Raw genomic sequence first — 20,637 nt, forward strand, 5'->3', positions numbered from 1 at the left:
CCTAGGGCTGGGCCGGCGGCAGGCCGGTGGTGGGGACGGCGGCGGACGACGGCGGCATCGCCGCGAACGCCGGGCCGGCCGGGCGGAGGGACGCGGCGGCCGACGCCGGCGCGGCGCCGCCCTTGGGCGCGCCCTTGCCGGCGGGCGACTGGTCCTTGTCGCGCGGGCGCTTGATGTTGACCATCAAGTTGAATTCCACCACTTTCTTGCTGGTCTTGCCCAAGCCAAGCGCGGTGGACTTGACCTCGATCAAATCCGGGCGCTCCAGCCACGGCGACACGCCGGCCAGGTTGCGCAGCAGCTCGGAGACGCGCTCCTGCGACTGCGCATAGCCGAGCACGGACACCTTCTGCCCCTCCTGCTTGAAACTCTTCAGATACACGCCGGGCGGGGTCTGCTTGACGAGCTCGTCGAGCAGATACACCGGCTGGTTGCGGTCGCCCTGCAAGTCCTCGACCGCCTGCTGGCGCGCCTTGAGCGCCTCGATCTCCTGCTTCAACGTGGCGATCTCGGCGATCTTCTTGTCGAGTCCGCTGATGGCGGTCTTCAGCACCTGGTTGCGCTCGCCCTGGATGGAGAGCGCGCGGGCGTTGTAGGCGCCCACCAGCAGCACCACGCCGACGCCGACGACGCCGCCCAGCGCCAGCAGCGCGAAGAAGGCCGACTTCTTCTGCTTGCGTTTTTCCTCGCGGTGCGGCAGCAGGTTAATCCGTATCATCAGCCGAACCTCCGCAGCGCCAGTCCGCAGGCGACCAGGTAGGCCGGCGCCTCGGCGCGCAATTGCGCCTCGCGCACCGCCGCCCCCAGCTGCATGCCCTTGAACGGCGAGATGATGGCGCTGGCGATGCGGGTGCGGCCGGCGACCAGCTCGAGCAGGCCGGGGATGACCGCGCAGCCGCCGGCCAGGAACAGCTGGTCGACCCGGGTGTAGGGGGTGGAGGTGTAGAAGAACTGGATCGCGCGCGTCACCTCCATGGCCGCGCTCTCGAGGAAGGGCGCGAGCAGGTCGGCGCCGTAGTTGTCGGGCAGGTCGCCGCTTTTCTTGCGCGCCTCGGCCTCGTCGAAGGCCATGCCGTAGGCGCGCACGATGTCCTGGGTCAGCGCGTTGCCGCCGAACGGCTGCTCGCGCTCGTAGACGGTGGCGCCGTCGAGCATGACGGAAATATGGGTGACCTGGGCGCCGATCTGGAACAGCGCCACCACCTGGCCGGCGCCGGCCTCGGGCAACTGCGCGGTGACGCGGTCGAGCGCGGCGCGGGCGGCGTACGATTCGATGTCCATCACGGTCGCCTTCAGGCCGGAGGCCTCGGCGATGGCGACCCGGTCCTCGACCTTTTCGCGGCGCGAGGCGGCCAGCATGACCTCGATGTCCTCGGGCGAATTGGCGACCGGGCCGATGACGTCGAAATCGAGGCTGACCTCGTCGAGCGCGAACGGGATGTACTGGCTGGCCTCGGACTCGACCTGCACCTCGAGCTGGTCCTCCGACAGGCCGGCCGGCAAAATGATTTTTTTGGTGATGACCGACGCCGGCGGCATGCCCAGCGCGGCCAGTTTGGCCTTGCTGCCGCTTTTTTTCCACACGCGCCGCACCACCTCGACCACCTGGTCCATGTTTTCGATGTTGCCGTCGACCACGGCGCCGCGCGGCAGCGGCTCGGCGGCGTAGCGCTCGAGGCGGATCTCGCCCTTGGCGCCCTGCGCCAGCTCGACCACGCGCACGCTGGAGGTGCTGATGTCGAGCCCCATCAAGGGCGGACTGCCCTGCCCGAACAACATCTTGAAGTCCATCATGCGAGTGTCTCCGGCGCCTGGATCTGGGCCAGGCGGAAAAGGCCGGGCCAAGCTGATTCGTGCCTAAGTCCGGCTTAAGCAAGCCCCCACATTAAATCGTGCCTATATAAGTGTAAAGATATTTCTACTGTGCACGATTGTTACAGTGTGAGGGTTTCGCCACACTTATTCTTGCGCGCGTGGCAGCAAACACAACTCAGTTGTTTTGTTGATTACGGGCAAATATTTCTGTCGCAGGGCACAGCGCGCCGCGGCGCTAGTCGCTCGCTTATAATGCTTCGCACTCATTACCAGAAAGATCGCACCGCATGGCATCCTCCAATACGACACCACCACCGTCCTCCGACAAACCGGCCAAGGGGCCGGCCAAGGGCTCGGGCAAAAAACCGGGCGCCTCGCCGTCGCGCTGGCTGCTGATGGCCGGGCTGTCGGTGCTCGGCCTGGGCGTGGGCGCGGTGCTGCTGGTCGTGTTCGGCCTGGCGATGGCCTACCCCAACCTGCCCGAGCTCGACACGCTGACCGATTACCGCCCCAAAATGCCGCTGCGCATCTTCTCGGCCGATAACGTGCTGATCGGCGAGTTCGGCGAGGAGCGCCGCAACCTGGTGCGCATCAAGGACATCCCGGACGTGATGAAAAAAGCCGTGCTGGCGATCGAGGACGACCGCTTCTACCAGCACGGCGGCATCGACTACACCGGCATCCTGCGCGCGGCCGTGCACAACGCCACCGGCGGCGCCAAGCAGGGCGCCTCGACCATCACCCAGCAGGTGGCCCGCAACTTCTTCCTGTCGAGCGAGCAGACGCTCAAGCGCAAGGCCTACGAGGTGCTGCTGGCGTGGAAGATCGAAAAAAACCTCACCAAGGACCAGATCCTCGAGGTCTACATGAACCAGATCTACCTGGGCCAGCGCGCCTACGGCTTCTCGTCGGCCGCGCAGATCTACTTCGGCAAGAACCTGCGCGACATCACCGTGGCCGAGGCGGCCATGCTGGCCGGCCTGCCGAAGGCGCCGTCGGCCTACAACCCGGTGGTCAACCCGAAGCGCGCCAAAACCCGCCAACAATACATCCTGCAGCGCATGCACGACCTGGGCTACATCACCGACGCCCAGTTCGAGACCGCCAAGGCCGAGCCGCTGAAGGTCAAGACCGACAGCAGCGAGTTCGGCGTGCACGCCGAGTACGTGGCCGAGATGGCGCGCCAGCTGGTCTACGAGCAGTTCAAGGAGGACACCTACACGCGCGGCCTGAACGTGTTCACCACCATCACCAAGGCCGACCAGGACGCCGCCTACCTGGCGCTGCGCAAGGGCGTCATGGACTACGAGCGGCGCCACGCCTACCGCGGCCCCGAAGCCTACATCGACATCCCGCAAAGCAAGGAGGAGGCCGACGACGCCATCGAGACCGAGCTGGCCGACCATCCGGACAGCGACGACATCGTCGCCGCCATGGTGCTCAAGGCCACGCCGCAGCAGATCGTCGCCGTCACCGCGTCCGGCGAGGAAATCAAGATCGCCGGCCCGGGGCTGGAGATGGGCCGCTCGTGGCTGTCCGACAAGGCGCCGCCGAACAAGCGCATCCGCCGTGGCGCGGTGATCCGCGTCATGCAGGAAGCCAAGGACTGGGAATTGACGCAGATGCCGCAGATCGAGTCGGCCTTCATCGCGGCCGACACCGAGGACGGCGCGATCAAGGCCATGGTCGGCGGCTTCGACTACAACCGCAACAAGTTCAACCACGTCACCCAGGCCTGGCGCCAGCCCGGCTCGTCGTTCAAGCCGTTTATCTACTCGGCCTCGCTCGAGCGCGGCCTGTCGCCGTCGACCATCATCAACGACGCGCCGATCTCGTTCGACGCCGGCCAGACCGGCGGCCAAGCGTGGGAGCCGAAGAACTACGACGGCAAGTACGAGGGCCCGATGACGATGCGCCGCGGCCTGACCAAGTCCAAGAACATGATCTCGATCCGCATCCTGCACAAGATCGGCGCCAAGTACGGCCAGGAATACACCACCCGCTTCGGCTTCGACGCCGACAAGAACCCGCCCTACCTGACCCTGGCGCTGGGCGCCGGCAACGTCACGCCGTTGCAGATGGCCGGCGCGTATTCGGTGTTCGCCAACGGCGGCTACAAGGTCAGCCCGTATCTGATCTCCAAGGTGACCGACGCCGACGGCAAGATCCTGTCCCAGGCCAACCCGGACAAGGCCGGCGACGAGAAGAACCGCGTCATCGACGAGCGCAACGCCTTCCTGATGGACAGCATGCTCAAGGACGTGGTGCGCTACGGCACGGCGGCCAAGGCGCTGGTGCTCAAGCGGCCCGACATCTCCGGCAAGACCGGCACCACCAACGATTCGATCGACGCCTGGTTCGCCGGCTACCAGCCGAAGCTGGTGGGCATCGCCTGGATCGGCTACGACCAGCCGAAAAACCTGGGCAACCGCGAGACCGGCGGCGGCCTGGCGCTGCCGATCTGGATCAATTTCATGCAAAAGGCGCTGAAGAACATCCCGATCGAGGAGCGGGCCGTGCCGGAGGGGGTCATGCTGGTCGGCGACGAGTACTACTACACGGAGAATCCGCCGGGCACCGGCGTGCACAACATCGACGGCGCCACGCAGGGCACGCCGGCCGAGGAGAAGGCCAAGGACGCCGTCAAGAACGAGCTGTTCTGACGGCAAATGAACCGCCCCAGACCCGCACGGCGAACCGTCGCGGGGTCGTACCCCGTACGGGGTACGACCCCTCCGGTCCGGGTCAGGGTTCTCAGCCCCCCGGCGCCAGCACCACCGGGCTGCCGCCCTGGGCGGTGACGATCTCCGACAGCGCCGCGAACAGCTCGGAGCCGTCGCGGGTGTTGAGCCACTTGCCGTCGTTCTGGCGGTAGTGGAAGCCGCCCGAGCGCGCCGCCACCCACAGTTCGCGCATCGCCGCCTGGCTGTTGACGATGATCTTGGAACCGTTGTCGATGAACTCGATTTCCAGCACGTTGCCGCTGCGGCTGCACTCGACGTCGAGCATGTCGTCGTCGTTCAATTGGTCCAAGGCGGCCTCGATCGCGTCGAGGGTCGCTTCGGCCTGCGCCAGGAATTCTGATTCGCCCATGCTACACTCCAATATCTATAGTCAATCCATGATTTTATCGTGAAGTCCTCTTTCCGTTTGTTTATCGGCGCCAGTACCCTGGGGCTGACCGTGTTGTTGAGCGGTTGCGGCCAAACCGGCCCGCTATACCTGCCCAAAACGCCCGCCAAGACCGCCAAGAGCGGCGCGGCCAAGGCGACGCCTTCCACCGGCGCGACGGCCCCCGCCGCGACGATCGATACCGTGCCCGGCGCGCCGGCCACGCCGGTTCCCGTGACGCCGTCCCCGGTGCCGTCCACTCCTCCAGCATCCCAACAATAATTACTATGTCGCAATTTTCGTATCAAGACGGCGTGCTGCACGCCGAAGGCGTCTCGCTGAGCGCCATCGCCGACCAGTTCGGCACGCCGACCTATGTCTACTCGAAGGCGGCGCTGCTGGCCAACTTCGCCGCGTACGCCGACGCCTGCGCCGGGCGCGACGCGCTGGTGTGCTACGCCATGAAGGCCAACTCCAACCTGGCCATCCTCGACCTGCTGGCGCGCCAGGGCGCCGGCTTCGACATCGTCTCCGGCGGCGAGCTGCAGCGCGTGCTGGCGGCCGGCGGCGACCCGCGCAAGGTGATCTTCTCCGGCGTCGGCAAGAGCGCCGACGAGATGCGCCTGGCGCTGTCGCACGACATCCTGTGCTTCAACGTCGAATCGATCCCCGAGCTGCACCGCCTCAACGAGGTGGCCGGCGCCATGGGCAAGACCGCGCGCGTGTCGCTGCGGGTCAACCCCAACGTCGACCCCAAGACCCATCCGTACATCGCCACCGGCCTCAAGGCGAGCAAGTTCGGCGTCGCCTTCGACGACGCGCTGGCCACCTACCGCACCGCCGCCACCCTGCCGCACCTGGAAGTGGCCGGCATCGACTGCCACATCGGCTCGCAGCTGCTGGACGACGCCCCGCTGCTGGAGGCGCTCGACCGCTTGATCGAGCTGATCGACAAACTGGGCGACGAGGGCATCGTGCTGCATCACGTCGACATCGGCGGCGGCATCGGCATCGACTACCGCGAGGCGGGCGAGGCCGCGCCGGTGCCGGTGGGCGACTACCTGGGCCGCCTGTTCGCCAAGATCGACGCCTGGCGCGCGGCGCGCCACGACGGCCGGCCGATCAAGGTGATCTTCGAGCCGGGCCGCTCCATCGTCGGCGACACCGGCGTGCTGCTGACGCGGGTCGAGTTCCTCAAGCATGGCGAGGAAAAGAACTTCTGCGTGGTCGACGCCGCCATGAACGACATGGCCCGCCCGGCGCTGTACCAGGCCTGGATGGACATGCAGCCGGTGGCGCGCGGCAACGCCGAGGCGCTGACCTACGACGTGGTCGGCCCGATCTGCGAATCGGGCGACTGGCTGGCGCGCGACCGCGAACTGGCGGTCGCGCCCGGCGACCTGCTGGTGATGCACACGGCCGGCGCCTATGGCATGACGATGGCGTCGAACTACAACACGCGCGGCCGCGCGGCCGAGATCATCGTCGACGGCACCGTCAGCCACGAGGTGCGCAAGCGCGAGCAGCCGGCCGACCTGTTCGCGCTCGAATCGCTGATCAAGTAAGCCACCCGGCACAGCCGCCGGCCGCCGCGCCGGCGGCTTGCCGTCCAACACCCCGTCCACGCGCCGATGCAGGAATTCTATAAAAAGACCGTCTACGGCTTGCTGATGCTGCTGGCCGCCAGCGCGCTCGCCAGCTACGTTTGCGTCAGCCTGAGCTATCTGAGCGCGCCGCTGCTGCCCGCCGGCGACAGCGCGCTGCCGTGGCGGCCCGAAGCCGACTCCAACATGCCGCAGCCGCGCATCCGCATCGGCGAGGACCGGCGCCGCCTGAGCTTTGATTTCAACCTCTCGGCGCACACGCCGTACGCGTTCGCCGCCGTCGGCCTGTTCTTCGCCAACCGCGACGGCACGCCGGCGCACGTGGATTTATCGCGCTACACCTCGATCACGCTGCAGGCGAGGTGCGCGCCGGCCAACACGCTGACCCTGAGCGCCTCCACCTTGGAAAGCAAGGTGTCCAAGCGCGGCAACTGGCTGACCTACCGTTCGCCGTCGGCGTTTTTCGCCTGCGGCCCGGCCGGCACGCCGGTGGAACTGGACCTGACCCGGATGGAGACGCCGCAATGGTGGTTCGACATGTTCAAGCTCGACCTGTCGCACCAGCATTACAAGCTGGACCAGGTGCCGAAAATCTCCATCGGCACCACCTTTCAAAGCCCGAAGAACATCGATTCCCGCATCGACATCGACAGCCTGGTGCTGACCGGCAGGGACTACCGCTACCTGACGCTGTTGGCGGTGTTGCTGGGCGTGTCCTGGACGGGATTCGGCCTGTGGACGTTGCGGCGCCACACGCGCGCGCTGATCGCGGACCTGAAGGAAAAACTGCGCAAGGACCTGCCGCTGGTGGCCTACCAGCAGCTGTCGATCGAGCCGCACCGCGACAAGGAAAAGGCCGTCATCCTGCGTTTCATCGCCAACGGTTATGCCAACGCCGAATTGGACCTGGAGCGGATCGTCACGCAAACCGGCGTCAATCGAAATAAAATCAACGAGATATTAAAATCCGAATTCGGCTATACCTTCAGCAGCTATTTAAATAAATTGCGGCTCACCGAGGCGGCGCGGCTGCTGGCGGAAAAGGAGACGGCGGCGGTCGCCGAAATCGCCTATTCGGTCGGCTATAGCAACGTCTCGTACTTCAACAAGCTGTTCAAAGAGGAATACGGCTGCACGCCCAAGGCGTTCCGCAGCGTGTGCGGCCAGCCGGCCGGCGACTGAGCGGCAAGGCGTCGCCGCCGGGCTAACATTTCGCGTCAAATTTCTACCAAAATCCGCATTCCAATGGTAATTTCACGGGGGGACGCTAGCCAATCCGGCAACGAGCGACTACGCTTGCGTGTCCTGACGGGCCGCCCACGCGGCCGTGTTTGTCCACCTTACGAAAGCCGAACGAATGAATCTTAATTCCGTCGCAGCGATTTTTCTCAGCGCCGCCCTGTTGGCCCCCGCCGCAGTCCAGGCCCAGGAACGCGTAGTCGATTTGAATGTCAGCCAGGTCCAGGGGAAACTGAATAAAACCTTTAATTTCACCATCGGCGCCGGGCGCGCGAACGAGGGGCTGCGCGCAGATTGGCAACAGCAACTGGCGGAAATAAAACGCGACGCCGGATTTAAATATATCCGCATGCACGGTTTGCTCACCGACGACATGGCGGTGTATAAGATCGACAGCAAAGGCAACGACGAATATAACTTCCAATATATCGACTCGCTGTTCGATTATCTGGTGGGCATCGGCGTCAAACCGTTTGTCGAACTGGGCTTCATGCCATCGGCGCTGGCCAGCGGCAACAAGACCATCTTCTGGTGGCGCGGCAACGTCACGCCCCCGAACAGCTACGAGCGCTGGGAAAAACTGGTACAGACCCTGACCCGGCACTGGACCGAGCGCTACGGGCGCGCCGAGGTGGCGTCGTGGTACTTCGAAGTGTGGAACGAACCCAACCTGGACGGCTTCTGGGCCGGCACCCAGGCCGACTATTTCAAGCTGTACGCGCACGCCGCGCGCGGCGTCAAGAGCGTCGACGCGGCCTACAAGGTGGGCGGCCCGGCCACCGCCGGCGCGGCCTGGATTCCTGAGATGATCGCCTACTGCGCCAAGAACAATGTTCCGCTCGACTTCGTCAGCACGCACACCTACGGCGTCGGCGAAGGCTATCTGGACGAATTCGGCACCAAGGGCACCGTGCTCAGCAAGGACGAGGGCGCGATCAGCGGCGACGTACAGCGCAACCGCAAGGAAATCGAAGCGTCGGCGATGCCCAAGCTCGAGCTGCACTACACCGAATGGAGCTCCTCGTACACGCCGTCCGATCCGACGCACGACAGCTACCACCAGGCCGCCTACATCCTGCAAAAGCTCAAGCAGGTCGGCAACGCCGCGCAATCGATGTCGTACTGGGTCTTCACCGACATCTTTGAAGAGCCGGGCCCGCGCTTCGAGGCCTTCCACGGCGGGTTCGGCCTGATGAACACGCAGGGCATCAAGAAGCCGGCCTATTTCGCCTACCAGTTCCTCAACCAGCTGGCCGACACCGAGCTGAAGAACAAAGACGCCCACTCGCTGGCGACGGTCAACGCCAAGGGCGAGGTGCAGGTGCTGCTGTGGGACTACACCCACACGCTGCCGGACGGCATCAACAACCAGCAATACTTCATCAAGGACCTGCCGCCCAAGGACAAGGGCAAGGTCGACGTCAAACTGCAGGGCTTGAAGCCGGGCGTCTACAACCTGAGCATCGCGCAGGTCGGCTACCGGAAGAACGACGCCTACACCGCGTTCATCGACATGGGCTCGCCGAAGCAGCTGACCCGGCCGCAAGTGGACGCATTGAAGTCGGAAGCCACCGGCAAGCCGTCCCAGCGCCGCACGGTGCGCGTGGGCGCCGACGGCCGCGCCAGCGTGTCGCTGCCGCTGCGTGAAAACGACGTCTACTTGCTCAAGCTGACCACCGGCAAATAAGTCCGGCCTCCAACTCCGGGGTCAGGTCCACCATTTCTACACGGGCGGGGCCGTAAGGCCTTCGCCCACCTGTTTATTTTGAATGGAGACATCGGGTGACCAATCAATCGCGCAGAGACGCGTTCAAAACGCTGGTGGCCGGCGCCGGGCTCGGCATCGCGCCGGGCCTCGCGCCGGCAGCGGAATGCACCACCGGCCCCGCCACCAACGCCGCGCGCCAGTGGCGCCGCGGCGTCGAGGGACAGCGCCAGGCCGACCAGGGCGACGGCACCTATCTCAACCCGATCATCGCCGGCGACCATCCCGACCCGACCATTCTCAAGGACGGCGGCGACTACTATCTGACCTACTCGTCGTTCTACTCCTACCCCGGCCTGGTCATCTGGCATTCGACCGACCTGGTGAACTGGCGGCCGATCGGCCCGGCACTGTCGAAGCCGCTGGGCACGATCTGGGCCGTCGGCCTGTGCAAGCACGGCGGCAAATATTTCATCTACATCCCGGCGGCGCCCGACGGCAACACCTGGTCGATCTACGCCATCTGGGCCGACCGCATCGAGGGGCCATGGAGCGATCCGGTCGACCTGAAGATCGGCGGCTGCATCGACCCCGGCCACATCGTCGGCGAGGACGGCAAGCGCTACCTGTTCGTCAACGGCATCCGCAAGATCCGCCTGCGCGACGACGGCCTGGCCACCGACGGCCAGCTGGAGCAAGCCTATCAGCCGTGGCGCTATCCCGACGACTGGGTGGTGGAGAATTTCGCGCCCGAGGGCCCCAAGCTGCTTCGGCGCGGCAAGTGGTTCTACCTGGTGACGGCGGTCGGCGGCACGGCCGGACCGGTGACCGGGCACATGGTCATCGCCGCGCGCTCGACGTCGATCCACGGGCCGTGGGAGCATTGCCCGCACAACCCGCTGGTGCGCACGCTGGGCACGGCCGAGCCGTGGTGGTCGCGCGGCCACGCCACGCTGGTCGAGGGTCCGGCCGGCGACTGGTGGATGGTGTACCACGGCTACGAGAACGGTTACCGCACCTTGGGCCGCCAGACCCTGCTCGAACCGATGGAATGGACCGACGACGGCTGGTTCCGCGCGCTCGGCGGCGATCTGTCCAAGCCGCTGGCCAAACCGAAGGGCGGCAAGGCCGGGCCGTCCGGGCGGGCGCTGTCGGACGATTTCAAGCGCGACCGCTTCGGCGTGCAATGGGCGTTCCACGATCCGGCGCCGGACGAGATGCGGCGGGCGCGCTACACCGCGCAGGGCTTGCGGATCGCCGGCCGCGGCACGTCGCCGGCGGACAGCCATCCGCTGACCTGCGGCGTGGGCGACCGCAACTACGAAGTCGAGCTGAGCATGGACCTGGAAGGCCCGGCCGAGGCCGGCCTGCTGCTGTTCTACAACCACAAGGCCTTCGTCGGGCTGGGCTTCACGCCGGAGCTGGTCAAGACCTTCGAGTACGCCGAGGAGCAGTCGTGGATGCGCGCCAAGCGGGCGACGTCGTCGGTGCGGGTGCGCATGACCAATGACGAGCACATCGTCACGTTCCGCTATTCGCACGACAATGGCAAGACGTGGGTGCTGCACGGGCTGCGCATGGAGGTGTCCGGCATCCACCACAATGTGTTCGGCGGCTTCCTGAGCTTGAAGGTGGGGATCTACAGCGCGGGCGGCGGCAGTGTGGTGCTGCGTGATTTCAGGTATCGGGCGCTGGCTTAGCGCGGGCCAGCGATGCAGACGCGGCTACGGCCGCGGCTCACGCTGGTTGCTTATCGGCGAAGACTTGCCGCACCGATTTGGCGTCGAGCAGGCGATCGAACCATCGGTCCAGATCATCCATTTCGGCATAAGTGATGCGTCTGTTGAGCCGGGCCGACAACGGACCGAAACGTTTGATCAGCATTTTTTTCAGCCGCTCGCGATGACCATCGAGCAGGGCCTCGTACCGCAGCGCATCATCGAGACTAGAGAAAATTGGAACGCTCATCGCTTCGACCTCCTTGCTGGCACCAGTCAAACCAATGATACGCCGCTGCCCCCTGCGGCGCAAACGATGCGCAGCCCAGCGCGTGATCGCTTGATGTACGGTCGATGTCGATACCAACGGTGTCGACCGCCGCCATTCTTCAAGTTCATCGGAAATTTCCCGCGTAGTCTCCAGTCTGTCCACCCTGAATGCGGTCGCTGCATAATTGTCGAACCGCGCTAACGCGTCACGTTTCAATCTCCGCTGATCGACAAGTATGTAGCGCTGTGCCGCTTGCAGCGGTTGCAGATCCTGTGGCAATGGCGCGATCAGATCGGCCAGGCTGGTACCCAGGTGCCGGGAACGAAGCCGAGCAGCAAGTCGCGCACCATTTCCGGATGCGCGAACAGTTGCTTGTATGCGGTGTCGTCTTCGTTCGCCATCGGGCGATTGTAGCGATGGCCGGACGCGCGGCCTTTGGGGACGCGCAAGCTGTCGGCGGCTCGACGGGTTGGCGGATTACGCTGCGCTAATCCGCCCTACGTGATCATCCGGCCATGTGATCAGGTGGCGGCCCTCGCCTTCATGCGCGCCCAGTAGACCCTCATCAGCAACAGCACGCCGAGGATCGTGCCGTAGATGATGGGCTGGGTGAAGTTGTGCTTGCCAGCCTTCATCCACCAGAAGTGCAGGATCGCCAGCGGCGCGATCACGTAGATCAGCCGGTGCAGCCACTGCCAGCGCTTGCCGCCCAGCCGTCGCACCATGGCGTTGGTGCTGGTCACCGCCAACGGTATCAGCAGCACGAAGGCGATGAAGCCGACCGTGATGAACGGCCGCTTGAGCACGTCCTTCCACATCTCCGCGAAGTCGAAGAAGTGGTCGAACCACAGGAACGTCATGAAGTGCAGGCAGCCGTAGAAAAACATATACAAGCCCAGCATGCGGCGCAGCTTGATCAGCCAGTTCCACTTGGTCAGCCGCCGCAGCGGCGTCACCGCCAGCGTGAAGCACAGGAAGTACAAGGTCCAGTCGCCGGTGCCGCGCGTGATGAACTCCAGCGGCTCGACCAGTTGCCCGGTCAGCGTCAGGTACACCATGCGCAGCAAGGGCATCAGCGCCAGCACGAAGACGGCGGCCTTGATCAGGCTCGCCTGCCGCGCGGTTGGATTGAAAACCATGTTTAGAAGAACTTCTTCAGATCCATGCCGGCATACAGCGGCGCGACGTCGTTATAACCATTGAACATCAAGGTCTTGCGCTTGCGGGCCAGGAAGCCGTCCTCGCCGATGCGGCGCTCGGACGCCTGCGACCAGCGCGGGTGATCGACTTCCGGATTGACGTTGGAGTAGAAGCCGTACTCGCGCGGCGCCGAGATGTTCCACGAGGTGCGCGGCTGCTCCTTGACGAAGCGGATCTTGACGATCGACTTGGCCGATTTGAAGCCGTACTTCCACGGCAGCACCATGCGCACCGGCGCGCCGTTCTGGTTGGTCAGGGTTTCGCCGTACATGCCCAGGGTCAGCAGCGCCAGCGGATGATTGGCCTCGTCGATGCGCAGCCCCTCGGTGTACGGCCAGTCCAGCACCCGGCTGCCGACGCCCGGCATCTGCTTCTTGTCGGCCAGCGAGATGAATTCGACGTACTTGGCGTTGCCGGTCGGCTCGACCTTCTTGATGATCTCGGAGAACGAATAGCCGATCCACGGGATCACCATCGACCACCCCTCCACGCAACGCAGCCGGTAGACGCGCTCCTCGAGCGGCGCCAGCTTCAGCAGCGCGTCGATGTCGAGCGTCATCGGCTTCTTGACCTCGCCCTCGATGGCGACGGTCCACGGACGGGTTTTCAAGGTGCCGGCGTTTTGCGCCGGGTCGCTTTTGTCGGTGCCGAACTCGTAGAAGTTGTTGTAGGTGGTGGCGTCCTTGTACGGCGTCTGCTTGTCGAGCGCCGAGTAGGCCGGATTGAGCTTGGCGGCCAACTTGGGATTGGTGCCCTGCGCGAAGGCTTCGCGGTTGGCCATCTCCAGCAACGCGGCGCCGCCGACGGCGCCGAGGGCGATCTGCTTCATGAAACCGCGGCGCGATTCGTACAGTTCGCGCGGCGTGATTTCCGACGAAAACGGCAGCTCGATACCGTTGGGGCTACGCTTGATCAGCATGTTGACTCCAGAAAGGTGCAAGGTTGAGACTTGGTCTTGGCATAGCCAGAACATTACACCAATCGAAGCAAGCCGCCGATTACATTGCGATTACATTTTATTGTCAACCACACAACCCGCACGGCCACCAGGGGTCGTACCCCCAGGGGTACGACCCCATCGTTGCGGGGTTGCGGGTTTACAGCTTGCCGTAGGAATGCAGACCCGACAGGAACATGTTCACGCCCAGGAAGGCGAACGTCGTCACCAGCAAGCCCACCAGCGCCCACCACGCCGCCGGACGGCCGCGCAGCCCCGTCATCAGCCGCATGTGCAGCCAGGCCGCGTAGTTGAGCCAAACGATCAGCGCCCAGGTCTCCTTCGGGTCCCACGACCAGTAGCCGCCCCACGCCTCGGCCGCCCACAGCGCGCCGAGGATGGTGGCGATGGTGAAGAAGGCGAAGCCGGCCGAGATGGCCTTGTACATGACGTCGTCGAGCACCTCGGCCGACGGCAGCCGGTCCTGCAGGTAGCCCGAAGTCTTCAGCAGGTAGGCCGCCGCGACCATCGCCGCCAGCGCGAAGTTGCCGTAGCCGATGAAGTTGGCCGGCACGTGGATCTTCATCCACCAGCTTTGCAGCGCCGGCAACAGCGGCTGGATGTCGGCGGCGTCGCGCGAGGTGGTGTACCAGAACAGGAAGCCGATCGCGGCGCTGATGACCAGCAGCACGAACGGACCCATCTGGCGGGTGGCGTAGCGCTGCTCGAAATACAGGTAGAACATCGCGGTGATCAGCGAGAACAGGATGAACACCTCGTACAGGTTCGACACCGGAATGTGGCCGACGTCGGCGCCGATCAGGTAGGACTCGTACCAGCGCACCATCATGCCGGTCAGGCCCAGCACCACGGCGGCCCAGCTCAGCTTGGAGCCGAGGCTGGAGATGGCGTCGGAGCGGCCGGCGAAGCCTATCCAGTAGAACAAGGTCGACAGGCAGAACATCACGCTCATCCACAGGATCGCCGACTGGCTCGACAGCATGTAGCGCAGCCAGAATTTGGTGCCGGCCATGTCGAGCTGGCCGGCGTACATCGAGATCGCCCACAACGACAGCAGCGCCACCAGCGGCATCAGCCAGCGCACCGGCTTCCAATGCCAGCCGAGCGCGGCGAAGGTGGGCGCGGCCAGCAGCAAGATGGCCTTTTCGTAGATGTCCATGTAGTGGCCGTAGCGGTTCAGGCCGAACACCGACCCGGCCAGCAGCGCCAGCGCGAAAATCCAGTCGACCGCCGTCAATCGCTGGAAGTAGCCGGGCGCCTGAATATAGGTTTGCTGAGTTTTAGTGAGTTCCATTGTGTTCTCCGGTGCCGCTTGGTTTGCCGCTTGGTTTGCCGCTTCGTTGCTACTTCGTTGCTACTTCGTTGCCATAGTCTACTCCGATCGCCACGCCGGCGGGCGTGGCGATCCTTAAGCCGACTGCGGCAGCTTTTCCTTCAAAGTCTCGAATTCGCGTTCGAAGTCGAGCGTCTTGCGCTGCGTGCTCATGGCCATCAGCGCCTCGGCGCCATCGGCCTCGTCCTTGATCCACACCCACAGGCGGCGCTCGCGGATGTAGAACATCGAAAACACGCCCAGCACCAGCAGCGCGCAGCCGAGGTAGACCACGTTCTTGCCCGGCGAGCGCGTCACCTGGAACACCGACGCCTTGACCTCGACGAACTCGTCGAGCTGCAAATACACCGGCGCGCCGTAGAAGAACGCGTCCGACAGCGCGTTGGTGGCCAGCATCAGCCAGCGGCCGTGGTTCTCGTCGGCGCTCACGTCCGCCAGGCCGGCCTTGGCGCGCGCGGCCTGCCACAGCTCCCACATGCTGCCGTTGAGGATCTTCATGAACACCTCGGCGGTCTTCCGGCGGCCCTCCTCCGGCACTTTTTCCAGGAATTGCGAAATGGCCAGGAAGCCGGCCGCCTTGCTGTCGCCGGCGAACAGGGTCAGGCTTTTCTGCGCCGACGCCTCGATCTGCGCGCGCAAGGTGGCCGCGTTCGGCCCGTTGGGCGCGGCGCGTTCGGCGTAGCGCTTGGCGGCGGCGTCGCGCAGCGCCGGGTCGGTCAGCGCGGCGCGCAGGCGCATCCACTCGTTGACGGTGTGGGCGTCGTCGGCCGGGATGCGCAGGAAGCTGAAGGCGTCGGCCGGATTGGCGCGCACGCCGGCCAGGAACACGGTGGCGCCGTCGATCGTGACCGGCTGCATGTAGTTCTGGAATTCGCGCGCCTGGCCGGTCTTGTCGCGCAGCTTGTACTGCACGCTGGGGCCGACGTTCTTCAAATCCTTGTTGTTGGCGTTGCGCCCGGCCGAGCCGGTGTGCTTGTCGAAGCCCTGCGCGAACTGTTCCTGCAGGCTCTTGCCCTGGGTGACGGCGCGCGCGTCCTGGCCGGCCAGGTTCTCGACGTTGAACGGACGGAAGCCCGACCACTCGACCGTGTATTCCTTGCCCAGCGCCGTGTTGCCGCCGACCTCGCCGGCGATGGCGAACGGCGTGGTGTCGGCGCCGGTCATCGGGAAGCCGGTCAGCTTGAGCTTGCTGCCGCCGTCCTCAAAGCTGGACTGGTAGATCGCCAGGCCCTTGTACAGCAACGGCTTGTTGACCTCGATGACGGCCTTGACCACCTCGCCGCTGGCGTGGTCCTTGACCTCGACCTCGCTGGCGAACAGCTTGGGCATGCCGGTGCTGTAGAAATCGATGGTGAATTTCTTCAGGTGGATGGTCACCGGCAGTTCCTGGATCAGCACGCCGTCGGCGCGCTGCAGCAGCGCGCTGTCGCTCGAGGCGCCCTCGGGGATCAGCGTGTTGCCGCGGAAGGTGGGGTTGGCCGTGCTCAGGCGGTGCTGCGGCGGCACCGCCGAGATCAGGCCGCTGCCGCTGAACGGCGTCTTGCCGAGGAACCATTCCTGGAAGCGGATCGGCATGTCCGAATCGAACAAGGCGCCGACGCAAATGATCACGATGGCCGAGTGCGCGAAGATGTAGCCGAACTTGTTGGCCGCGCCCCGCTTGGCCGCCAGCAAGGTGCCGTGGCCCTTGTCGACCAGCTTGACCCGGTAGCCGGCGTCGGCCAGGCGGGCGGCGGTTTGTTGCGCCAGCGCCGCGCGCGCCAGCGGCGCACGCCACTGCATCTTGTGGTGGAAGTTCAGCAGCGACTGCTCGCGCACGTTCTCGCGCCAGCTGCGCATGTCCTTGATCATCTTGGGCGCGTTGCGCGCGATGCACAGCGAGGTCGACGTCACCAGCATGCCCATCAGCAGCAGGAACCACCACGCCGAGTACACCGCGTACAGGCCAATCTTGCCGAACACCTCGAACCAGAACGGCCCGAACTGGTTGATGTAGTTCGACGTCGCCTCGTTCTGCTTCATCACCGTGCCGATGACGGCGGCGATGGCGATCATCGCCAGCAGCGCGATGGCGAAGCGCATGGAGGAAATCAGTTCAACGATCTCGCCGACGAGGGGGCGGCGTGTCTTCAGTTCGATACCGGTGGTGCTGGGGCTGCTCATGCGTGGGACGTCTCAAAAAAAATGCGGCTACCGAGTGTATCACCCGGCATCAACAAAAAGGGCGGCCCGCTCGCGCGGCCGCCCCTGTTTCCAACCCGCGTCACCGGCCGCGCGGTGACCGCGGGTTTATTTCAAGCCGGCGACGTAATCGGCGACCGCCTTCATCTCGTCGTCCGACATGCGCTGGGCGATCGTGGTCATCTGCGCGCTGTTCTTGCGGGCCCCGCTCTTGAACAGGCCCAGCTGGGCGACCGTGTAATCCTGGTGCTGGCCGGCCAGGCGCGGATACTGGACCGGAATGCCGTTGCCGCTGGCGCCGTGACAGCTGGCGCAGGCCGGCACGTTCTTCTCGGCGATGCCGCCGCGATAGATCTTCTTGCCCAGATCGATGGTGTCCTTGTTCTTGGCGGCGCCCGGCTTGACGGCCTGGGCCGACAGCCAGGCCGCGACGTTGTGCTTTTCCTCGTCCGTCAGCATCTTGGCGTAGGTCGTCATCACCGGTTGATTCCGCTCGGCGGTGGTAAAGTTCACCAACTGCTTGTAAATATAGCTTTGGTGCTGGGCCGACAGCTTGGGATTGACCGCGATGGTCGAATTGCCGTTGGCGCCATGACAGGAAACGCAGGCCGGCAGGCCGCGCGCGTTGTCGCCGTCGGTGTACAGGGCACCACCCTTGGCCGCGTCGATCTTCGGCGCGGCGGCGGTTTTTTTCTCTTCGGCGGAGGCGGAGGCAGACACTGCCAGCAGAGCGATGAGCAAGGATTTTACAAATGGTGAAAACACACGATTCATTCAAGCACCCTGAGACGAGTCTAAAAAGATTATTCGAAACTGTCGCCCACGCTAGCACGAAATATGCATGGCAACACTTCGTAACCACTCATTGTACAATAGCTTTCCAGCATATTTGCTCCCTTTTGTTGCATTTTTCCCCATCCCATGTCCAAACTCTGGCAAGCCCGCTTCTTTACGACCGTCAACCAATTGCGTGATCTGCCCGATACCACGGTGCCTGAGATCGCCTTTGCGGGTCGCTCCAACGCCGGCAAATCGACCGCCATCAACATCCTGTGCAACCAGAAAGGGCTGGCGTTCGCCTCCAAGACCCCGGGCCGCACCCAGCACATCAACTACTTCTCGATCGGCGGCGCGCACGTCGCCCAGCACCGCAAGGACCCGACCATCGTCGAGGAAATCGAATGCCTGTTGGTCGACCTGCCCGGCTACGGCTACGCGGAGGTGTCCGGTTCGGCCAAGCTGCACTGGCAGCGCCTGCTGGGCGACTACGTGCAGCGGCGCGAACAGCTGGCCGCGCTGATCCTGATCATGGATTCGCGCCGCCCGTTCACCGAGCTCGACATTCAGATGCTCGAATGGTTCGCGCCGACCGGCAAGCCGATCCATTGCATCCTGACCAAGGTTGACAAGTTGAACCGCAACGAATCGGTCAACGTGCTGCGCCAGGCCAAGGCCAAGCTCGACAGCTATGTCGACGAGGACGGCGAAGGCTTCCCGTTCACGGTGCAACTGTTCTCCGCGCTCAAGCGCATCGGCATCGACGAGGCCAACGACAAGATCCTGGAGCTGGCCGGCGTCACCGACGACGAGGCGGCAGCGCAGGTCGCGCTGATCGAGATGGAAGACGACGTCGACGCGGACGCGGAGCAGCCGCACGCCAAGCAGGACGAAAAGCCGGACGCGCAGTAATCCCGTCACCACATTAGGAAAGTTTTCACGATGCACACGCCCCACGTTCCCGCCCAATTCCCCGGTATCCGCATGCGCCGCATGCGCCGCGACCCGTTCTCCCGCGCGCTGATGCGCGAGAACGCGGTCAGCGCGTCGGACCTGATCTACCCGGTGTTCATCCTCGAAGGCACGCACCAGCGCGAGCCGGTGCTGTCGATGCCGGGCGTGGAGCGGGTCTCGGTCGACCTGCTGCTGAAGGTGGCCGAGGAATGCGTGGCGCTGGGCGTGCCGGTGCTGGCGCTGTTCCCGGTCATCGACGTGGCCAAAAAGACGCCGGACGGCGCCGAGGCCGCCAACCCGGACGGGCTGGTGCCGCGCGCGGTGCGCACCCTGAAGCAGGCGTTCCCGGAGCTGGGCATCCTGACCGACATCGCGCTCGACCCGTACACCAGCCACGGCCAGGACGGCCTGATCGACGAGCACGGCTACGTGATCAACGACGTCACCACCGACATGCTGATCCGCCAGGCGCTGTGCCACGCGGACGCCGGCGTCGACGTGGTGGCGCCGTCGGACATGATGGACGGGCGCATCGGCGCGATCCGCGCCGCGCTCGAGGAAAAGGGCCACATCCACACGCGCATCATGGCGTATTCGGCCAAGTACGCGTCGGCGTTCTACGGTCCGTTCCGCGACGCGGTCGGCTCGGCCGCCAACCTGGGCAAGGGCGACAAGAACACCTACCAGATGGACCCGGCCAATTCCGACGAGGCGCTGCGCGAAGTGGGCCTGGACCTGGCCGAGGGCGCCGACATGGTGATGGTCAAGCCGGGCATGCCGTACCTGGACATCGTGCGCCGCGTCAAGGACGAGTTCAAGGTGCCGACCTTCGCCTACCAGGTTAGCGGCGAGTACGCGATGATCAAGGCGGCCGCGCAAAACGGCTGGCTCGACCACGACAAGGTGATGATGGAATCGATGCTGGCGTTCAAGCGCGCCGGCGCCGACGCCGTGCTGACCTACTTCGCGCTGGACGTGGCGCGGCTGCTCAAGGCCGCCAAGTAGGCGCGACGAGCGGGACGAACATGGCCGGGCGCGATCCCGGCCATTTTTATTTGCGGGCCGGGCCGGCGCCTTGCTTGACGGCCATCCTACCAGAAGGTAGGATGCGTGCATGAACAAACTGTCCAACACCGCCGAGCAGATTCTGTCCTGCGCGCGCACCCTCATCGTCGCCGGCGGCTACAACGGCTTCAGCTATGCCGATATCGCCGACGTGGTCGGCATCCGCAAGGCGAGCATTCATCACCACTTCCCGAACAAGGTCGACTTGGTCAGGGCGCTGGTGGTGCTACATCGCCAGGCGACGGAGGAAGGGATAGCGAAGCTGCAGCAAGCCATTGCCGATCCGGTGGAGCAGTTACGCGCTTATGTGCAGTACTGGGCGAAATGCATCGAGGACATGAGCGCGCCGTTTTGTGTCTGCGCGCTGCTGGCGGGGGAGCTGCCGATATTGCCGGAGGAAGTGGCGGTCGAAGTGCGTTCCTACTTCCGTTTTCTGTCGGCGTGGATGGCGTCGGTGCTGGAGCGGGGAATGCAACACGGAACGATCCAGCGGATGTATGCGCCACACACGGAGGCCGAGATATTCATGGCCACGATACATGGCGCCATGCTCTCGGCCCGCGCATATGGCGATGCAACAATGTTCGGCACGATAGCGAACAGCCAGTTGAGCCGCTACCTGGCGCGACCATAGTTCAAATAGACCAGCTGCTTTGCGATAGCGGTGAATTTTTCAACCGAAAGCCTACCAACTAGTAGGATGCCA

Annotated in this window: 18 protein-coding genes; 9 read left to right on the forward strand and 9 right to left on the reverse strand. The window is 64.7% G+C overall.

Annotated features, from left to right (window positions below; translation table 11 throughout):
- Nucleotide 1: 1 nt before the first annotated feature.
- Both JOD97_RS22420 and JOD97_RS22425 read right to left on the reverse strand, forming a co-directional pair.
- Nucleotides 2–718, reverse strand: coding sequence for a PilN domain-containing protein (locus JOD97_RS22420; RefSeq protein WP_209723553.1), 717 nt, complete (start codon nucleotides 716–718; stop codon nucleotides 2–4).
- On the reverse strand, nucleotides 718–1,794 hold the full coding sequence (locus JOD97_RS22425; protein WP_209723556.1) for a pilus assembly protein PilM: 1,077 nt from the start codon (nucleotides 1,792–1,794) through the stop codon (nucleotides 718–720). The genes JOD97_RS22420 and JOD97_RS22425 overlap by 1 nt, the downstream gene beginning before the upstream one ends.
- Before the next feature lie 308 nt (nucleotides 1,795–2,102).
- On the opposite strand from JOD97_RS22425, the gene JOD97_RS22430 reads away from it, so the two are divergent.
- A complete protein-coding gene (locus tag JOD97_RS22430) occupies nucleotides 2,103–4,478 on the forward strand; it encodes a penicillin-binding protein 1A (protein ID WP_209723559.1) in 2,376 nt (791 codons plus the stop codon).
- Nucleotides 4,479–4,569: 91 nt separating this feature from the next.
- Here the strand turns inward: JOD97_RS22430 and cyaY are convergent, their stop codons facing one another.
- Nucleotides 4,570–4,908: an iron donor protein CyaY gene (gene cyaY, locus JOD97_RS22435; RefSeq protein ID WP_209723563.1), complete on the reverse strand. Its 339-nt coding sequence runs from the start codon at nucleotides 4,906–4,908 to the stop codon at nucleotides 4,570–4,572.
- A gap of 39 nt (nucleotides 4,909–4,947) precedes the next feature.
- Between cyaY and JOD97_RS22440 the strand changes: the two genes are divergently transcribed.
- The 5 genes from JOD97_RS22440 (at nucleotide 4,948) to JOD97_RS22460 (ending at nucleotide 11,174) form a co-directional block, all read left to right on the forward strand.
- Nucleotides 4,948–5,208 (forward strand): lipoprotein, encoded by a 261-nt coding sequence (locus JOD97_RS22440; protein ID WP_209723566.1) that lies wholly within the window; start codon nucleotides 4,948–4,950, stop codon nucleotides 5,206–5,208.
- 5 nt (nucleotides 5,209–5,213) lie between these two features.
- Nucleotides 5,214–6,491 carry a diaminopimelate decarboxylase gene (lysA, locus tag JOD97_RS22445; protein ID WP_209723569.1) on the forward strand — a complete coding sequence of 426 codons (1,278 nt, stop codon included), beginning with the start codon at nucleotides 5,214–5,216 and terminating at the stop codon, nucleotides 6,489–6,491.
- Nucleotides 6,492–6,557: 66 nt separating this feature from the next.
- The gene (locus JOD97_RS22450) at nucleotides 6,558–7,712 is read left to right on the forward strand and encodes an AraC family transcriptional regulator (RefSeq protein ID WP_229264637.1); all 1,155 of its coding nucleotides are present in this window, start codon (nucleotides 6,558–6,560) and stop codon (nucleotides 7,710–7,712) included.
- A 175-nt stretch (nucleotides 7,713–7,887) separates the two neighbouring features.
- Nucleotides 7,888–9,456: a glycoside hydrolase gene (locus tag JOD97_RS22455; RefSeq protein ID WP_209723572.1), complete on the forward strand. Its 1,569-nt coding sequence runs from the start codon at nucleotides 7,888–7,890 to the stop codon at nucleotides 9,454–9,456.
- A 95-nt stretch (nucleotides 9,457–9,551) separates the two neighbouring features.
- Nucleotides 9,552–11,174 carry a family 43 glycosylhydrolase gene (locus tag JOD97_RS22460; RefSeq protein ID WP_209723575.1) on the forward strand — a complete coding sequence of 541 codons (1,623 nt, stop codon included), beginning with the start codon at nucleotides 9,552–9,554 and terminating at the stop codon, nucleotides 11,172–11,174.
- 37 nt (nucleotides 11,175–11,211) lie between these two features.
- On the opposite strand, the gene JOD97_RS22465 is transcribed toward JOD97_RS22460, so the two are convergent.
- The 6 genes from JOD97_RS22465 to JOD97_RS22490 form a co-directional block, all read right to left on the reverse strand.
- Nucleotides 11,212–11,742, reverse strand: a complete 531-nt coding sequence (locus tag JOD97_RS22465) for a hypothetical protein (protein WP_209723578.1) — start codon at nucleotides 11,740–11,742, stop codon at nucleotides 11,212–11,214.
- A 242-nt stretch (nucleotides 11,743–11,984) separates the two neighbouring features.
- Nucleotides 11,985–12,602 carry a sulfite oxidase heme-binding subunit YedZ gene (locus JOD97_RS22470; RefSeq protein ID WP_209723581.1) on the reverse strand — a complete coding sequence of 206 codons (618 nt, stop codon included), beginning with the start codon at nucleotides 12,600–12,602 and terminating at the stop codon, nucleotides 11,985–11,987.
- A gap of 2 nt (nucleotides 12,603–12,604) precedes the next feature.
- Nucleotides 12,605–13,582 (reverse strand): protein-methionine-sulfoxide reductase catalytic subunit MsrP, encoded by a 978-nt coding sequence (gene msrP / locus JOD97_RS22475; protein ID WP_209723584.1) that lies wholly within the window; start codon nucleotides 13,580–13,582, stop codon nucleotides 12,605–12,607.
- 178 nt (nucleotides 13,583–13,760) lie between these two features.
- The gene (gene ccsB, locus JOD97_RS22480; RefSeq protein WP_209723587.1) at nucleotides 13,761–14,915 is read right to left on the reverse strand and encodes a c-type cytochrome biogenesis protein CcsB; all 1,155 of its coding nucleotides are present in this window, start codon (nucleotides 14,913–14,915) and stop codon (nucleotides 13,761–13,763) included.
- A 114-nt stretch (nucleotides 14,916–15,029) separates the two neighbouring features.
- Nucleotides 15,030–17,117 carry a cytochrome c biogenesis protein ResB gene (locus JOD97_RS22485; protein WP_209723590.1) on the reverse strand — a complete coding sequence of 696 codons (2,088 nt, stop codon included), beginning with the start codon at nucleotides 17,115–17,117 and terminating at the stop codon, nucleotides 15,030–15,032.
- A gap of 126 nt (nucleotides 17,118–17,243) precedes the next feature.
- On the reverse strand, nucleotides 17,244–17,909 hold the full coding sequence (locus JOD97_RS22490; protein WP_209723592.1) for a cytochrome c: 666 nt from the start codon (nucleotides 17,907–17,909) through the stop codon (nucleotides 17,244–17,246).
- Between the two features lie 147 nt (nucleotides 17,910–18,056).
- On the opposite strand from JOD97_RS22490, the gene yihA reads away from it, so the two are divergent.
- From yihA to JOD97_RS22505, 3 genes are all read left to right on the forward strand, one after another.
- Nucleotides 18,057–18,824, forward strand: coding sequence for a ribosome biogenesis GTP-binding protein YihA/YsxC (gene yihA, locus JOD97_RS22495; protein WP_209723595.1), 768 nt, complete (start codon nucleotides 18,057–18,059; stop codon nucleotides 18,822–18,824).
- Nucleotides 18,825–18,854: 30 nt separating this feature from the next.
- The gene (gene hemB, locus JOD97_RS22500) at nucleotides 18,855–19,871 is read left to right on the forward strand and encodes a porphobilinogen synthase (protein WP_209723598.1); all 1,017 of its coding nucleotides are present in this window, start codon (nucleotides 18,855–18,857) and stop codon (nucleotides 19,869–19,871) included.
- 109 nt (nucleotides 19,872–19,980) lie between these two features.
- Nucleotides 19,981–20,565 (forward strand): TetR/AcrR family transcriptional regulator, encoded by a 585-nt coding sequence (locus JOD97_RS22505; protein WP_209723601.1) that lies wholly within the window; start codon nucleotides 19,981–19,983, stop codon nucleotides 20,563–20,565.
- The last annotated feature ends 72 nt before the right edge of the window (nucleotides 20,566–20,637 follow it).

The organism is Duganella sp. 1411, assembly GCF_017833525.1.
Lineage (GTDB): Bacteria > Pseudomonadota > Gammaproteobacteria > Burkholderiales > Burkholderiaceae_D > Rugamonas.

Coding starts and splice junctions, on each gene's coding strand:
- msrP (WP_209723584.1), bottom strand. CDS start 13,582: ATGCTGATCAAGCGTAGCCCCAACGGTATCGAGCTGCCGTTTTCGTCG.
- lysA (WP_209723569.1), top strand. CDS start 5,214: ATGTCGCAATTTTCGTATCAAGACGGCGTGCTGCACGCCGAAGGCGTC.
- cyaY (WP_209723563.1), bottom strand. CDS start 4,908: ATGGGCGAATCAGAATTCCTGGCGCAGGCCGAAGCGACCCTCGACGCG.
- JOD97_RS22425 (WP_209723556.1), bottom strand. CDS start 1,794: ATGATGGACTTCAAGATGTTGTTCGGGCAGGGCAGTCCGCCCTTGATG.
- JOD97_RS22485 (WP_209723590.1), bottom strand. CDS start 17,117: ATGAGCAGCCCCAGCACCACCGGTATCGAACTGAAGACACGCCGCCCC.
- yihA (WP_209723595.1), top strand. CDS start 18,057: ATGTCCAAACTCTGGCAAGCCCGCTTCTTTACGACCGTCAACCAATTG.
- JOD97_RS22470 (WP_209723581.1), bottom strand. CDS start 12,602: ATGGTTTTCAATCCAACCGCGCGGCAGGCGAGCCTGATCAAGGCCGCC.
- JOD97_RS22505 (WP_209723601.1), top strand. CDS start 19,981: ATGAACAAACTGTCCAACACCGCCGAGCAGATTCTGTCCTGCGCGCGC.
- JOD97_RS22450 (WP_229264637.1), top strand. CDS start 6,558: ATGCAGGAATTCTATAAAAAGACCGTCTACGGCTTGCTGATGCTGCTG.
- JOD97_RS22455 (WP_209723572.1), top strand. CDS start 7,888: ATGAATCTTAATTCCGTCGCAGCGATTTTTCTCAGCGCCGCCCTGTTG.
- JOD97_RS22490 (WP_209723592.1), bottom strand. CDS start 17,909: ATGAATCGTGTGTTTTCACCATTTGTAAAATCCTTGCTCATCGCTCTG.
- ccsB (WP_209723587.1), bottom strand. CDS start 14,915: ATGGAACTCACTAAAACTCAGCAAACCTATATTCAGGCGCCCGGCTAC.
- hemB (WP_209723598.1), top strand. CDS start 18,855: ATGCACACGCCCCACGTTCCCGCCCAATTCCCCGGTATCCGCATGCGC.
- JOD97_RS22430 (WP_209723559.1), top strand. CDS start 2,103: ATGGCATCCTCCAATACGACACCACCACCGTCCTCCGACAAACCGGCC.
- JOD97_RS22420 (WP_209723553.1), bottom strand. CDS start 718: ATGATACGGATTAACCTGCTGCCGCACCGCGAGGAAAAACGCAAGCAG.